The sequence below is a fragment of the Veillonella parvula genome (assembly GCF_024461875.1).
Lineage (GTDB): Bacteria > Bacillota > Negativicutes > Veillonellales > Veillonellaceae > Veillonella > Veillonella parvula_I.
The window spans coordinates 594427-608800 of sequence record NZ_JANGAL010000001.1; the positions used below are offsets into that span (position 1 = coordinate 594427).

16 protein-coding genes are annotated in these 14374 nt (G+C 36.3%); 1 reads left to right on the forward strand and 15 read right to left on the reverse strand.

Annotated elements, in window-relative coordinates:
- Positions 1-7 precede the first annotated feature (7 nt).
- On the reverse strand, positions 8-277 hold the full coding sequence (gene remA / locus NE668_RS02765) for an extracellular matrix/biofilm regulator RemA (RefSeq protein ID WP_004695657.1): 270 nt from the start codon (positions 275-277) through the stop codon (positions 8-10).
- A 14-nt stretch (positions 278-291) separates the two neighbouring features.
- Positions 292-1173 carry a YicC/YloC family endoribonuclease gene (locus NE668_RS02770; protein WP_227036933.1) on the reverse strand — a complete coding sequence of 294 codons (882 nt, stop codon included), beginning with the start codon at positions 1171-1173 and terminating at the stop codon, positions 292-294.
- A gap of 127 nt (positions 1174-1300) precedes the next feature.
- Between NE668_RS02770 and NE668_RS02775 the strand changes: the two genes are divergently transcribed.
- Complete coding sequence (locus NE668_RS02775) at positions 1301-3016, forward strand: Rqc2 family fibronectin-binding protein (protein ID WP_227036932.1); 1716 nt, start codon at positions 1301-1303, stop codon at positions 3014-3016.
- Between the two features lie 164 nt (positions 3017-3180).
- Here NE668_RS02775 and NE668_RS02780 read toward each other — a convergent pair whose 3' ends face one another.
- The 13 genes from NE668_RS02780 to NE668_RS02840 form a co-directional block, all read right to left on the reverse strand.
- A complete protein-coding gene (locus NE668_RS02780; protein WP_004693228.1) occupies positions 3181-3648 on the reverse strand; it encodes a hypothetical protein in 468 nt (155 codons plus the stop codon).
- 11 nt (positions 3649-3659) lie between these two features.
- Positions 3660-4151 carry a pantetheine-phosphate adenylyltransferase gene (gene coaD / locus NE668_RS02785; RefSeq protein ID WP_004693226.1) on the reverse strand — a complete coding sequence of 164 codons (492 nt, stop codon included), beginning with the start codon at positions 4149-4151 and terminating at the stop codon, positions 3660-3662.
- Positions 4152-4155: 4 nt separating this feature from the next.
- Positions 4156-4707, reverse strand: coding sequence for a 16S rRNA (guanine(966)-N(2))-methyltransferase RsmD (gene rsmD, locus NE668_RS02790; protein ID WP_205112392.1), 552 nt, complete (start codon positions 4705-4707; stop codon positions 4156-4158).
- A gap of 67 nt (positions 4708-4774) precedes the next feature.
- Positions 4775-5773, reverse strand: a complete 999-nt coding sequence (locus NE668_RS02795) for an NAD(P)H-dependent glycerol-3-phosphate dehydrogenase (RefSeq protein ID WP_227036931.1) — start codon at positions 5771-5773, stop codon at positions 4775-4777.
- Between the two features lie 3 nt (positions 5774-5776).
- Positions 5777-6373: a glycerol-3-phosphate 1-O-acyltransferase PlsY gene (gene plsY, locus NE668_RS02800; RefSeq protein WP_004696947.1), complete on the reverse strand. Its 597-nt coding sequence runs from the start codon at positions 6371-6373 to the stop codon at positions 5777-5779.
- A complete protein-coding gene (gene der, locus NE668_RS02805; RefSeq protein ID WP_227036930.1) occupies positions 6373-7707 on the reverse strand; it encodes a ribosome biogenesis GTPase Der in 1335 nt (444 codons plus the stop codon). Before der ends, plsY begins: the two co-directional genes overlap by 1 nt.
- A gap of 113 nt (positions 7708-7820) precedes the next feature.
- The gene (locus NE668_RS02810) at positions 7821-9719 is read right to left on the reverse strand and encodes a bifunctional 4-hydroxy-3-methylbut-2-enyl diphosphate reductase/30S ribosomal protein S1 (protein ID WP_004697305.1); all 1899 of its coding nucleotides are present in this window, start codon (positions 9717-9719) and stop codon (positions 7821-7823) included.
- Positions 9710-10330, reverse strand: a complete 621-nt coding sequence (locus tag NE668_RS02815) for a lysophospholipid acyltransferase family protein (protein ID WP_004697382.1) — start codon at positions 10328-10330, stop codon at positions 9710-9712. The genes NE668_RS02810 and NE668_RS02815 overlap by 10 nt, the downstream gene beginning before the upstream one ends.
- Positions 10323-11006, reverse strand: a complete 684-nt coding sequence (gene cmk / locus NE668_RS02820; RefSeq protein WP_105086519.1) for a (d)CMP kinase — start codon at positions 11004-11006, stop codon at positions 10323-10325. Before cmk ends, NE668_RS02815 begins: the two co-directional genes overlap by 8 nt.
- 8 nt (positions 11007-11014) lie before the next feature.
- Positions 11015-12262 carry a BaiN/RdsA family NAD(P)/FAD-dependent oxidoreductase gene (locus NE668_RS02825; RefSeq protein WP_004697422.1) on the reverse strand — a complete coding sequence of 416 codons (1248 nt, stop codon included), beginning with the start codon at positions 12260-12262 and terminating at the stop codon, positions 11015-11017.
- Positions 12259-12987, reverse strand: a complete 729-nt coding sequence (locus NE668_RS02830; protein WP_004697430.1) for a pseudouridine synthase — start codon at positions 12985-12987, stop codon at positions 12259-12261. Before NE668_RS02830 ends, NE668_RS02825 begins: the two co-directional genes overlap by 4 nt.
- Before the next feature lies 1 nt (position 12988).
- Positions 12989-13498 carry an SMC-Scp complex subunit ScpB gene (scpB, locus tag NE668_RS02835; protein WP_119562923.1) on the reverse strand — a complete coding sequence of 170 codons (510 nt, stop codon included), beginning with the start codon at positions 13496-13498 and terminating at the stop codon, positions 12989-12991.
- A 12-nt stretch (positions 13499-13510) separates the two neighbouring features.
- Positions 13511-14236: a segregation and condensation protein A gene (locus tag NE668_RS02840; protein ID WP_004696959.1), complete on the reverse strand. Its 726-nt coding sequence runs from the start codon at positions 14234-14236 to the stop codon at positions 13511-13513.
- Positions 14237-14374 lie beyond the last annotated feature (138 nt).

The window sequence follows — 14374 nt, forward strand, 5'->3', positions numbered from 1 at the left end:
TGCACTCCTATGATTCCACTGTATCTACATCCACATCATGTTGCACAAGTCGATGTGCTACGGTTTCAGGTTGAATTGCAGATAATACAATTTGACCACTATCCATAACTAATACAGCACGTGTCTTACGACCATATGTGGCATCAATGAGCAATCCCTTGTCTCTAGCATCTTGAACCATCCGCTTTATAGGGGCGGATTCAGGACTAATAATAGCCATAACACGGTTAGCAGATACCATATTACCAAAGCCTATATTCAGTAATTGAATACTCATTCATAGACCTCCTATTACTCTACATTCTGTACTTGTTCTCTAATTTTCTCTAACTCACATTTAAGTTGAACCACAAGGTCAGTAATAATCGAATCCATTGCTTTGGAGCCGATTGTATTTACTTCACGATTCATTTCTTGCAAAATAAAATCGACCTTACGACCGATTGAGTTTGTATCTGCAAGTGTATTTTTTAATTGTACCACATGAGAGGTAAATCGGACAATCTCTTCCGTAATATCCGTCTTATCAGCTAATAGAGCAATCTCTTGTATAAAACGATCCTCACTAATACTCGCTTCTAAAGAAACTAAATATTCCTGAATTTTAGTTTTTATGTGTTCGCGATATGCTTCTACAGCACCAGATTTATTAGTGTCAATTTTAGTAATGATCTTTTCAAGTGTATCGATACGATCTAATAGATCCTGCTTGATATGTTGACCTTCCGCAGTTCGCATTGCTATTAAAGCATCTAATGCTTGAATCGTTGCTTCTTTTACAATATCTGATAGAACATCTTCTCCAATTGGTGTATCTTGTTGTTGAACCCATTCAGTAGAAATCGAATTTACAGCTTGTAAAGGTACCTTTTTAGAATCATCATAGAATTCTTCTTGTACCAACAACTCTTGTATTTGTTTTCTCAATACACTATTAATAGTAAAAGTTTTAGGTCGCTCCCCTGCATCTAAAATAGAAACTGATACCTCAACCTTACCACGAGTAATACGATCTTGTATCATTCCACGAATAGTACTTTCAAAAGGATTCATTTGTTTTGGACTACGAATAAACAGATCCAAGAAGCGAGCGTTTACGGACTTAATTTCTACCGTACAGGTAATGCCATCTTTGGCTGCTGTGCCAGAACCAAAACCGGTCATACTTTTCATAAATCATCCTCCTTAGTAGTTTTTATTATTGTACCACGAATTACACAATCCGTGTTTAAATACTAAGAATTATATGTACACTATGGTATACTAAACTATACTTTTAAATATATTTGAAAGGAGTACTATGAATTTAGACGGACTTACCATGTCTGTACTCGCTAAAGAATTAAACGAGCGACTACAAACAGGTCAAATACAAAAACTATATCAAATAGATAAAACTACATTATTATTTAAAGTTCGAGCACTTAACGAAGACCAAAACTTAATTATTACCGTAGGTGCCACACCAGCAATATATCTTAGCCAACCACTTCAAGATTTACCAAAAGAACCAAGCTCACTTTGCATGTTCTTACGAAAGCATATTGAAGGTAGCCGCATCGTAAAGGTGGAACAAATCAATGGTGACCGTATCATGTGTATCCAAACGGATAAACTAGAAATGGATGGTTCTATTACGAGTACATATATTTATATTGAATTAATGGGCAAATATTCCAACTGTATCTTCGTACAAGACGGTATTATTTTAGAATCCTTAATTCACGTTTCCCCTCTCATGAACCGTGAACGTATTATTAGTCCAAAATTACAGTATGATTTACCACCTAATGCTAATCGCGTAAGTTTAATGGACTTTGATAATAATGAAATAAAAAATCTACTTACTTCCTTTGGTAATGGCTCTGTGCAGCAATCTATTCGAGCTATCTTTAACGGTTTTGGTAAACCTTTATTGGATGAACTTTTATATATTTCCAAATTAAGTGGTGAAGAAATCATAACTGATTTAGATACTTCTCAACTAGATACACTTGCTAAAGCCTTGTACGACCTCAAGGTAAAACTCGAAAATAGCAAAGGTTTGTTTACTTTAGTCAACGATAACAGTAAAAAAGCTTACGCAAGTATTTTATTACATAACTATAAGGTATTAAAAGAATACAACACTATTTCTGAAGCCTTAGAGGAATCCATTCATAATACAAAAGCAATTCATACAGCTGATAAAGAGTTAGAAAAAATCTTAACAGCAGCCATCAAAAAGGAAGAAGGTCGCCATCAAAAGATTAAAGATGAATTAGAAGATACTAAGAAAATGGAAACCTATAAATTATATGGTGATCTTCTAATGATAAATGCACACCTTCAAGTGCAATATGAGCCTTCTATTGAATTACAAAATCTGCTCTCTGAAGAAAATGAAATGTTAACGATTCCTTTAAAGCCAAACTTAACGATTGTGGAAAATGCACAATGGTATTATAAGCTTTATACAAAACTAAAAAATCGTATGGTTAGTGGCGAGTTCCAACTCAATGCTAGTACTACAAAACTAGCATACTTACAATCTATTCTGTACAGCATCTCTTTAGCCACAACTCGTGAAAGCTTAGAAGAAATACGCAAAGAATGCATGGATGCAGGTATCATAAAAAAATCAAAAAAACCACTATCTTACAAGCTTGGCAAATCTAACTACATTCACTTAACAATTGATGAAGGTGAAATATTCATCGGTCGTAACAATCAACAAAACGAATATTTAACACACCGATTTGCAAAGCCAACTGACATTTGGTTCCATACACAGGATATCCAAGGTTCGCACCTTATTTTAAGACTCAATGTTGAGCCAGACGATATGATTCTATCTAAAGTAGCTCAATATGCAGCCTACTTCAGTAAAGCTCGTGATACTAGTAAGGTCCCGGTAGATTATACATACATTAAAAATATCAAAAAGCCACCTGGATCTCCTTTGGGATTTGTTATTTTTAATACCCATCAAACTATGATTGTGGAGCCGAAAAAGCCAGAAAACTATAGAGAATGATAAAAGCGAAGGTATCCCTTCGCTTTTATTTTTGGTTTATTATTTCGCTCACATTTTTTTACATATTGATCTGAAAATTGATATTACTTATCTTAAGTTTTCTATGGAATTTAAAATATAAAAAAAGAGGCTAGATATAATATGATATCTAGCCTTTGTTTAAACTATTGGTTTTCTTCTGTACGTTGTTCAGTTTGTTTCAAACTTTCACGATTTTGACGCAAGCTTTCCAATGTTTTTTCCAAGTTGTTTTCAACATATTTAAGAACATCACCAGCATATTGAATAGAACTAGCTTTCAACTCATCAGAGGATTGATTTGCTGCATTAATAATTTGATTCGCTTGTTCTTGAGCTTGTTTTACAAGTTCACTTTCAGCTGTCAATTTAGCAATGTAGTCTTTAGCTTGATCAATCAAAGTTTCAGCCTGACGTTGAGCATCAGCTAACACTTTATCTTTATCTGCTACAATACGACGAGATTCTTCAAGTTCCAAAGGTAAGGATTCCTGAATAGAATCAATAATACGCATAATTTCGTCTTCCTCAACCATACGTTTTGTAGTCATAGGAATACGGCTGCTAGATTCAATAAGAACCTCTAAATCTTCTAATAATTTTTCTGTTTTCATACAATTCACCCCTATTTATTATGGACCGTATTAAAGCGTTCTTCAAGTTTTTCCTTAACATCATCCGGAACAAGACCATCTAGCTTACCACCAAATTTAGCTAGTTCACGAATACCCGTGGAGCTGACAAAAGAGTATTTGTTATTTGTCATAATAAATACTGTTTCAATGTCATCATCCAAATATTTTGCAAATAATGCGCGCTGAAATTCATATTCAAAGTCGCTCAATGCACGTAATCCTCGAATAATAATAGTAGCATTCTTGGATTTAACATACTCATTGAGTAAGCCACCTGTACAATCAATTTCAACATTAGGAATATGTTTGACAGAATTTCGAATCATCTCAACCCGTTCTTCCATAGAAAATAAGGAATTTTTATTCGGATTTGAGCTGACAGCAATGATTAATTTATCAACCAATCGGCTGCCCCGTTCAAAAATATCAACATGTCCATTAGTAACTGGGTCAAAACTACCCGGACATACACCTATACGCACAGGTTTAGCTCCTTTCGGCTGTCTTTACAAAATAGGAAACCACCGTATAACCAAATTTCTGTTCTTTTATACATTCCCATGATTCTGGTAAGGTAAAAACCTCATCCTTATGATGTTCTAATAATAAAACACCTTCAGGTTTTAACAAATCATAGTTCACAACCAAATCTATGGTATCTTGTATAAATCCATTTTCATATGGCGGATCAGAAAATATATAATCGAACTGTCGCCCTACTATATAATTTTTTAATTGTGAAAGTTTCCTCGGAATAATTTCTAACCGATCATCCACACGACAATGTTTAGCATTCTCTAAAATTAGTTTTCCCGTTTTAAAGTCCACTGCTACTGCATGTGCTGCACCACGACTTAAGGCTTCAATTGCTACTGCACCAGTGCCAGAAAATATATCTAGTATATCAGAACCAAATATACCTCTATTTGCTAATACATTAAATACACTTTCACGAACACGATCAAGTGTAGGCCTAGTATCTAATCCTTTAGGTGCTTTTATAGCATGTCCCTTAGCAGTTCCGCCAATAATTCGCATACAACCCTCACAAGATTATACTCATTAATTATAGTATATAAATAACCAAATTAAAAGTATCTTTTATTTATGATACTTCAATTTTAATATCACGCCCCATCAACTCAGCTAATGCTATGGATGGAGATTTTTTTTCGTATAAAACCTCATATAAAGCCTTCGTTATAGGCATTTCAATTTGATGTTTACAAGCCATTTTATAAATAATTTCTGTTGCGAAAAATCCTTCTACAACCATATTAGTATGATTAACAATAAAATCCATCGTCTTACCCTCGGCTAGTTTTTGACCAGCCGCACGGTTACGACCATGTGGGCTCATACAAGTAGCAATCAAATCCCCCATACCAGCAAGACCAGCATAGGTTTCTTTTTGGGCCCCTAAGGCCACCCCAAAGCGAGTCATCTCATGAAGGCCACGTGTTAATAGTAAAGCCTTACAATTATCCCCTAAAGCTAAACCATCTGCAATACCAGCTGCAAGGGCAATGATGTTTTTCGTGGCTCCTGCTAGTTCAACACCAATCATATCAGTATTTGCATAAATTCTAAAATTTTGACTACATAATGCCTTTTGCAATGTTGTAGCTACCTCTAGGCTTTCAGTACTCAGCACAGATGCAGCAGGTAAGTTGCGACCAACCTCTTCTGCATGATTAGGTCCAGACAAAACCGCTAAATGACACCCTATGGTAGCAAGAACCTCTTTCATCACAGTCGTCAAAAGTTTGCCACTGGTTCGTTCTACACCTTTTGAACATAGAATATAGACTTGATTTTTATGAGCATACGGTTTAATAGCCTCTAAACTGGTACGTACATGTACAGAAGGAGTAACCATTAATACCACTTCGGCATTACTAATACATGCCTCTAAATCAGAACTATATTGTAATTCTTCTGGAAGTTTTACACCTGGTAAATAGTCTTTATTCTCTAAGTCTTTTGCAAGTTTATCTGCAAATTCTGGACGACGACAATATATAGTTGTAGTATTTCCAGCTAAAACGGATTTAATAGCAAGGGCCGTCCCCCAACTACCAGAGCCGACAACAACAACATTCATTCTTTAATCCTTTTTAATGCGCTCTACTTTTAACTCGTTTCCAGCAAGTAGACGCTTAATATTATCCCAGTGACGTACAATGACAAACAAAGCTGCTAATCCGCCAAAGCCAACAAACCAGAAGGATTCTCCAGTGAAATACATCAGTACTGGTACTAATGCAGCGGCAATGATAGAGCCTAAAGATACAAGTTTAGTGAAATATACGATAACACCCCATACCAAAAAGCAAATCAATGCTACTATTGGTGAAAGAGCAATAAGTACACCTAAACCCGTAGCAACGCCACGACCACCCTTAAACCCAAGGAAAACAGACCAGTTATGTCCCATCATCCCAAGAATACCACCTAAGATCATAAACATAGGCCCATAAGGTGAGAGTAGCACTACTCCTGCTGCCCCTTTTAAAGCATCACATAAAAATACAGGTAAGGCTGCTTTAAGACCGATAACTCGATATGTATTAGTAGCGCCAATATTTTTAGAGCCATATTGTCGTACGTCTGTATTAAAGAAAAGCTTACCTATAATTAATCCACTAGGAATTGATCCGATAAGATATGATAATACAGCATATACAATAATCATAATATCCATTAGTCTTCATCATCCCGTTTCTTGCCACGTAATACTAAACGAATCGGAGTTCCTTCAAAACCAAAGGACTCACGCAATCGATTCTCTAAGAAACGCATATAAGAGAAGTGAATTAGCTCTGGTTCATTTACAAATAAAATAAATGTAGGCGGCTTAACACTAGCTTGCGTCATATAATAGATTTTTGGAATTCTACCATTGCGAGATGGTACAGGATTTACGGTTTGTGCATCTTGTAATAATTGATTTAACGTCCCCGTAGATACACGGCGGAATTGTTGTTCAGATACAAACTTCAACATATCAGCTAAACGGTGAATACGTTGCTTAGTTAAAGCAGAAGCAAACAGGATAGGTGCAAACTGTAAAAAACCTAATTCATCATAAATATCTTCAGTAAATCGCAATGTTGTTTTGTCATCTTTTTCAACAAGATCCCATTTATTCACAACAATGACTACACCTTTACCCGCTTCGTAAGCATAACCTGCAATTTTTTTATCTTGTTCTGTAACACCATCTTGAGCATCTAGTACAAGAACTACAATATCAGCACGATCTACTGATCGCAAAGAGCGGACAATACTATATCGTTCAACGGCTTCTTCGATTTTAGACTTACGACGCATTCCCGCCGTATCAATAAGTACAAATTTTTGGCCCTCATGAGTCCAATACGTATCAATGGAGTCTCGAGTAGTACCTGCTACATCAGATACTATTACACGATCTTGTCCTAATAATGCATTAGTCAAAGAAGATTTACCTACATTTGGACGACCAATAACGGCAACATGAATAGTATCTTCATCATCTACATTAGTGCCAACTGGTGGAAAATGTTTAACAGTATCATCCAGCAAATCACCTAAATTCATAAGATTTTTAGCGGAAATGCCAATGGGATCCCCCAAACCAAGATTGTAGAATTCATAAATATTCGGCTCTTGATTTACACTATCAATCTTATTAACTACGAGTACAACAGGTTTTCCACTAGCTCTAAGAATATTTGCAACTTCTTCATCAGCAGGTACAATACCTTGTTTACCATCGACGACAAATAAAATTACATCCGCTTCTTCAATAGCTAATTCAGCTTGTAATCGCATCATCTTAGGAATAACATGACTATTTTCAGTAATGAACTCGATACCACCAGTATCGATCATTGTAAACTCACGATTTAACCACTCTGCATCGAAGTAAATACGGTCCCTTGTTACCCCCGGAATATCTTCAACGATAGAGATACGTTTATTAACAATGGCATTAAAAAGTGTAGATTTACCTACATTTGGACGGCCTACAACAGCCACTAATGGTTTTGCCATAGTTTCACCTCATTATCTAATCTAATACATTACTATATTTTATCATATTCTAAGTAAAGTACGCAAAAAGGCTAACCAAGGAAACCTTGGCTAGCCTTTTATTAGACAATGAATTATTCAGCGTCTTCTGCAGTTTCTTTTGATTCCATCAACTCAGTCAAAGCCAAACCCAATTTCTTTTCATCTTTGTTAAGAGAAATGATTTTAACTTCAACTTCTTGACCACGATTCAAGTAATCTTCAACTTTCGCATTACGTTGTTTTGTAATTTGAGAAATGTGAAGTAAACCTTGGATGTCGTCATTAACAGCTACGAATGCACCGTAAGCTACTAAACGAACAACTTTGCCGTTAATAACATCGCCAACATGCAATGTTTCTTCAGCAACGTCCCATGGGCTCTTAGATAAAGCTTTTAAGGACAAGGATAATTTATTGCTTTCAGCGTCGAAGGATTGTAATTTAACTTCGATTTCTTGGCCAACAGAAAGAACATCTTCCACTTTTTTGATTTTTTGCCAAGAAATATCGGAAATGTGAAGTAAACCTTCAATACCGCCGATATCTACGAATGCACCATAAGGCATGATTTTACGAACGATACCTTTATAGTTTTCGCCAACGTTGATGTTTTTCAATGCTTCAGCTAATTTAGCTTGACGTTCCACTTCCAATACTGCACGACGGGAAAGAACCAAACGGTTTTTCTTTTCATCGATTTCAAGTACTTTAGCTTCAAATTCTGTACCAACCAAGTTGTCTAAGGATTTCACGAAATGAACATCACCTTGGGACAATGGAATGAAACCACGAAGGGATTTAACTGTTACTACTAAACCTGCTGGGATAGCATCAATACCTTTACATACGATAGCTTCATCTTTTTCTTGTGCTTCGATAACATATTGCCAATCTTCATCTTTAGCCAAGCGAGTCATGGAAAGATAAATAGGATTATCTTCTTTGATGTGATTCATGATAACTGCTTTAATTTCATCACCATTTTTTAACACATCTTTGGCAGATTCTGGTGCTGGATAAGAAATTTCAGTTCTGTTCAAAATGGCTTCAGTTTTGTAGCCAAAAGATACATAAGCTCGTTCATCTTCGACTTGAACTACTGTACCTTCTACAACGTTCCCTTTCTTAAATTCTTCTTGACCTTCGGCTGCTAATAATTCTGCAAAATCTTTCATTGTCTCAATGACCTCCTTAATAATCCAGTCGGGAGTCGATGCTCCTGCTGTTACTCCTACCGTCTGTACTCGGTTAAACCATTCCAGTTGTAATTCAGTAGAAGTTTCAATGTGATACGTTGTACATCCAACGTCACGACAAACCTCTGCCAATCGGTTTGTGTTGCCGCTGTTCTTACCGCCTATCACTATCATAAGATCTACATTACGTGCTAAATCAACGGCAGAATTCTGTCGTTCTTGCGTTGCATTGCATATCGTTTTGAAAACCTTAAGATTCTTAGATTTTTTCTCTAATATGTCTATTATACTGTTAAATTTGAATTGTGAAAAGGTTGTTTGTACAACAACGCCCATTTTTTCCACAACTTGTAGTTTTTGGGCGGATTCTTCATCTTCTATGATTATTCCTTCGTTATTTGCCCATAAATTGATGCTTTTAACCTCAGGATGGTTTTTTTCTCCCAAAATCACCAAAGTCATACCTTCATCTATAACAGACTTTGCATCTTGCTGTGCTTTTTTTACATGTGGACATGTGGCATCCACAACATGTAATCCTTTTTCTTCTGCCTCTTCGTAAATAGCAGGTCCTACACCATGAGAGCGAATAATCATTGTGCCTTCAGCGATATCAGACACTTCTTGAACAGGGCTTACCCCTTTGTCTTCAAGACGACCTACAACTTGAGGATTATGAATAATAGGACCTAATGTATAGCTTTTACCATCGTTATTTGCAGCTTCATTTGCCATTTCAACAGCCCGTTTTACACCATAGCAAAAACCATGGTTTTTAGCCAAAATTATTTCCATAAAGTCTCCTCTATACAATTGTTATGATAAGAATCTATCATTCGTTGGATTTCACTTTTAACACTATCATTTACTTTTTGAATCGCTTCTGGAGTCGCTTTAGCTTTTTCAACTGGAATCGGTTTACCAATAATACAAGCCACTTTATTACGTTCCATATTGTGAGAGCCAATGATAGCAACAGGCACTATGCTAACCGCTGTTCTAAGAGCAATTGATGCTGCACCATCATGAAATTTACCAAGCTTACCACTTTTTTGACGGTTACCTTCTGCAAATATGCCTAAAACCTTATTATCTTTAAGTAGTCCCATGGCATGACGAATAGCAACTTTATCAATAGCACCGCGATTTAACGGAAATGCACCAAGCCATGTACAAAAAAAACGCGAAATAGGATTCACAAATAATTCTTGTTTAGCCATAAAGTGTACATGTCTAGGCAAAGCATAGCCACAGATAGGGGGATCATTATTACTTAAATGATTAGGCACCACGATAACGGGTCCTTCCATTGGAAAATTATCACGACCATATACTTTCAGTCCATACCCTACCTTATAGCGAAGCCAAAAAGCGGTACGCCATAACCAGGTTGAAAATTTATTCATGATTGATTGTCTCCTGCACTAAATTCAATATATATGCCACAGTTTCATCGAAATTCATATCGCTAGAGTCTACAACCACTGCATCTTCAACGCATACAAGTGGAGACTCTTCACGATTTTTATCCATTTCATCACGACTAACAACATTCTTTTTAATTTCGTCTAGTGTTTGCTCGTTTGATGTACCTTGTACTTCTAACCATCTACGTTTTGCACGTGCATCTACAGAAGCGGTTAAATAAATTTTTAGCTCTGCATTAGGTAATACGACAGAACCGATATCACGTCCATCTAATATAACTCCCCCAACGGCGGCCATCTCTTGTTGGCGTTCTACCAAATATTTTCGAACCCCTTTATAAGAAGCTATAGTCGATACATTATCATTAATTTGCTGCTGGCGAATTAATGATGTAACATCTTTCCCTTTAATATAGACCTTGCATGCTGTTGCAGTAGGCTCTAAAGTCAAATTTAAAGAAGGTAATAAAGCTTCTACAGCAGCTTGATCCTTAACATCGATTTGACTATCAAGAACTGCCCATGTAACACCGCGATACATGGAACCTGTATCGATATATAAATACCCTAATTCATTGGCCACTACTTTAGAAATGCTACTTTTACCAGCCCCAGCAGGACCATCAATAGCAATGGCAATTTTTTTAGTGTTCATAATAACCTCTATTCTTCATCACCGTGTACGGCATGCATAGCCGCCACATAGCCTGTGGAAAAGGCAGCTTGTAAATTATAGCCTCCTGTAAAAGCATCTATGTCTAGTACTTCACCAGCACCATATAAACCACCAATCAATTTAGACTCCATAGTTTTAGGATTAAATTCTTTTAATGAAATACCACCTGCTGTAACAATAGCTTCCGCTACAGGTCGTAATTCCTTAACAGTTACTGTCATATGTTGCAATACATGACATAAGCGCAAACGCTCTTCCTTTGTAATTTGATTAATTGGTTTAGCCGGATTTAACTCAGCAAGCTTTATAACAATGGGAATAAGATTTACAGGTAGTAAATCCTTCATCCCATTAGCCAATTGTTTTTTAGAATATAAATCAAAATCCTTTTGCAAGCGATTATCCAATACTTCTGCAGTTAAAGCAGGCTTAAGATTAATTTCAATGGTAATTTGAGGATTTTTCTTACGAAGCAACTTACCTACCATGTGACTTAATGATAAAATTGTAGGCCCCGTAAGACCAAAATGAGTAAACATCATTTCCCCAAATTGTTTAGCTTGTACCTTACTTTTAGAAATTACGGATACCTCAACATTACGAAGACTAAGCCCCATAATTTCCTTTACCCACGTTTCGTTTGTAACGATAGGGACTAAGGATGGACGAATATCAGTAATAGTATGTCCCACTTTTTCGGCTAAAACGTAACCATCACCAGTAGAACCTGTCAATGGATAAGATGCACCACCAGTACAAATAATAGCAGCATCACAAGCATATTGTTCCTTATCCGTTGTAACACCAACTACACGATTTTCCTGTACAGTAATCGATGTAACAGGTTCATTTAAATGAACTTGAACATTATACTTTTTTAGGATTTTCATAAAGATATTGCGTACTTCTAATGCAGAATCGGATTCAGGAAACACTCGTCCCCCACGTTCTACTTTAGTTTTTAACCCCCAGCTATGCAATAGGTCCAGAAGATCTTCATTACTAAAGCGTTCATAGGCACCGTACAAGAACTTACCATTACCAGGCGTATTTTTTATAAATTCGGCCATATCTGCACTATTCGTAATATTACAGCGACCTTTACCGGTAATGCCCATTTTCTTGCCAACCATATTCATTTTTTCCAATAAGATGACGCGTGCTCCTTCACGGCCTGCTATAACAGCTGCCATTAGACCTGCCGCACCACCGCCAATGACTATGATTTGCTTCATGCCTTATCTGTCCCCAATGCTTTTAGCGCTTTTACTTCACGAATTGTTAGTTGACGAGAAGCGCCTCGTTTCACACCACCTAAAGTAAGACCAGCATACGCAATGCGTTTTAAATTATGAATACGATAGCCAAAGTGTTCAAACATACGACGAACTTGACGATTGCGACCTTCATGAATTGTAATTTCTACTTCATGTACACCATTATGATCATCAAAACCTAAATCTACAATTGTTGCAGGTGCAGTTATACCATCTTCAAGCTCTACACCATTTGCAATAATTTGCAAATCATCATCGCGAACACGACCTTTGATACGAACTTCATAAGTCTTTTCCACGCCTTTAGATGGATGCGTTAGATTTTGTGCCAACTCTCCATCATTCGTAAGCAGTAACAAACCTTCTGTATATAAATCGAGACGACCAATAGGGTAAATTCGTTTCGTTTCATTTTTTATATAATCTAAAACCGTTTCTCGACCTTGAGGGTCAGACACAGATGTAATGACCCCCTTTGGCTTATTTAACAAATAATATACTGGTTTCTCTTGAGCCAATAATTGCCCATTAACCTTAACCTTATCTTTTTGTGGATTAATTTTGACCCCTAATTCGGTTACCTTGCGACCATTGACCTGTACTTTACCTTCTGTAATTAGTTCTTCTGCCTTACGCCGTGATGCAATACCACAACTGGCAATATATTTTTGTAATCGTTCCATGCTACCCTTCTGTTTCCGAAACTTCTTGATGTAAGGCTTCTATCGATTCTACACCAGCACTTCTCAAAAATTCATCAGTCGTGCCATATAGAATCGGTCTACCTACAGTATCCTTATGACCTAATTCAGCTATAAGAGATCGAGTCAATAATTGTTTTATAATTTTATCGCTATTTACACCGCGCACCTCTTCGATTTCAGCCTTTGTAATAGGCTGCTTATAGGCGATAACAGCTAATGTTTCCATAGCCGCATTAGATAATTTATCTTCTCTTTTACGAATATGCCCAACATAATCAGCACATTCAACAGCGCTTACTAATTCAACACCGGCTCCAGATATACGTATTCGAATACCTCGATTCTGTTCTTCTAGTTCTCGTTGTAATTCTTCTATATATTTTTGTGTCTCCTCTGTGGAAAGCCCAAACACTTCTGCTAACATATCTATCGATATAGGCTTTGCCGATGAAAACAAAACGGCTTCTAAATGCATCGTTGGTAAGCTCATATAGCCCCCTTTCTACACGGCCCGCTCTAAGATAGCAGTGAATATAATATCATCATCTTCATAACGCATTTCCATAACTTGTTGTTTTAACAATTCTAAAACAGCCATAAAGATGGTTACCATACCACTTTTCGTTTCAATTGCTACTAATAACTCCCTAAAATATAGACATTCGCCACGATGTATCCGACTAGACAAGGATATAATCATGTCCTCTAAACTATACGTATCCTTTTCAACCTTTACCTCACGAATCGTCTCTTCTTCTGGTAACTCTTTAGCTCGTTTTATAGTTTGATAAAAAATTTGATATAACTGTGAAAGTTCCAAATTATATACACTATCTAATCCAAGCACACTCGTTTCTTCAGGACGACTAAATATATTCGCAGATACAGCGGTACGCTCCATTAATAGAGATGTAATATCCTTAATTTTCTTAAATTCTACTAATTTTGCTACCAACTCGTCACGTGGATCCTCTGCTTCATCGGGCTCAGGTTCAGCCTTAGGTAATAACATGCGTGATTTAATCTGTAATAAGGTAGATGCCATAACAAGAAATTCACTACTATAATGAATATCAAAATGGTTCCAATTGTCTAGATATGCCAAGTATTGACTCGTTATTTCAACGATAGGAATATCGGTAATTTCTATTTTATGTTTTTCAATGAGATGCAAGAGCAGATCAAGGGGACCTTCAAAAACGTCCAACTTGTAGTTATAATCTCCCATAAAACCCAATCCTCAGAAAAAATGTTTTTAACTATATAATTATAAAGCATTTATAGTAGTACTTTCAAATAATTGTTTTTTTTACACTCATCTGCTATCTTTATTATTGTAATTATTTTATATTAAAAAAAGATACGT

Excerpts from the sequence above, each read along its gene's own strand:
- remA (WP_004695657.1), bottom strand. The coding sequence starts at position 277 with ATGAGTATTCAATTACTGAATATAGGCTTTGGTAATATGGTATCTGCT.
- NE668_RS02770 (WP_227036933.1), bottom strand. The coding sequence starts at position 1,173 with ATGAAAAGTATGACCGGTTTTGGTTCTGGCACAGCAGCCAAAGATGGC.
- NE668_RS02775 (WP_227036932.1), top strand. The coding sequence starts at position 1,301 with ATGAATTTAGACGGACTTACCATGTCTGTACTCGCTAAAGAATTAAAC.
- NE668_RS02780 (WP_004693228.1), bottom strand. The coding sequence starts at position 3,648 with ATGAAAACAGAAAAATTATTAGAAGATTTAGAGGTTCTTATTGAATCT.
- rsmD (WP_205112392.1), bottom strand. The coding sequence starts at position 4,707 with ATGCGAATTATTGGCGGAACTGCTAAGGGACATGCTATAAAAGCACCT.
- NE668_RS02795 (WP_227036931.1), bottom strand. The coding sequence starts at position 5,773 with ATGAATGTTGTTGTTGTCGGCTCTGGTAGTTGGGGGACGGCCCTTGCT.
- plsY (WP_004696947.1), bottom strand. The coding sequence starts at position 6,373 with ATGGATATTATGATTATTGTATATGCTGTATTATCATATCTTATCGGA.
- der (WP_227036930.1), bottom strand. The coding sequence starts at position 7,707 with ATGGCAAAACCATTAGTGGCTGTTGTAGGCCGTCCAAATGTAGGTAAA.
- NE668_RS02810 (WP_004697305.1), bottom strand. The coding sequence starts at position 9,719 with ATGGAAATAATTTTGGCTAAAAACCATGGTTTTTGCTATGGTGTAAAA.
- NE668_RS02815 (WP_004697382.1), bottom strand. The coding sequence starts at position 10,330 with ATGAATAAATTTTCAACCTGGTTATGGCGTACCGCTTTTTGGCTTCGC.
- cmk (WP_105086519.1), bottom strand. The coding sequence starts at position 11,006 with ATGAACACTAAAAAAATTGCCATTGCTATTGATGGTCCTGCTGGGGCT.
- NE668_RS02825 (WP_004697422.1), bottom strand. The coding sequence starts at position 12,262 with ATGAAGCAAATCATAGTCATTGGCGGTGGTGCGGCAGGTCTAATGGCA.
- NE668_RS02830 (WP_004697430.1), bottom strand. The coding sequence starts at position 12,987 with ATGGAACGATTACAAAAATATATTGCCAGTTGTGGTATTGCATCACGG.
- scpB (WP_119562923.1), bottom strand. The coding sequence starts at position 13,498 with ATGAGCTTACCAACGATGCATTTAGAAGCCGTTTTGTTTTCATCGGCA.
- NE668_RS02840 (WP_004696959.1), bottom strand. The coding sequence starts at position 14,236 with ATGGGAGATTATAACTACAAGTTGGACGTTTTTGAAGGTCCCCTTGAT.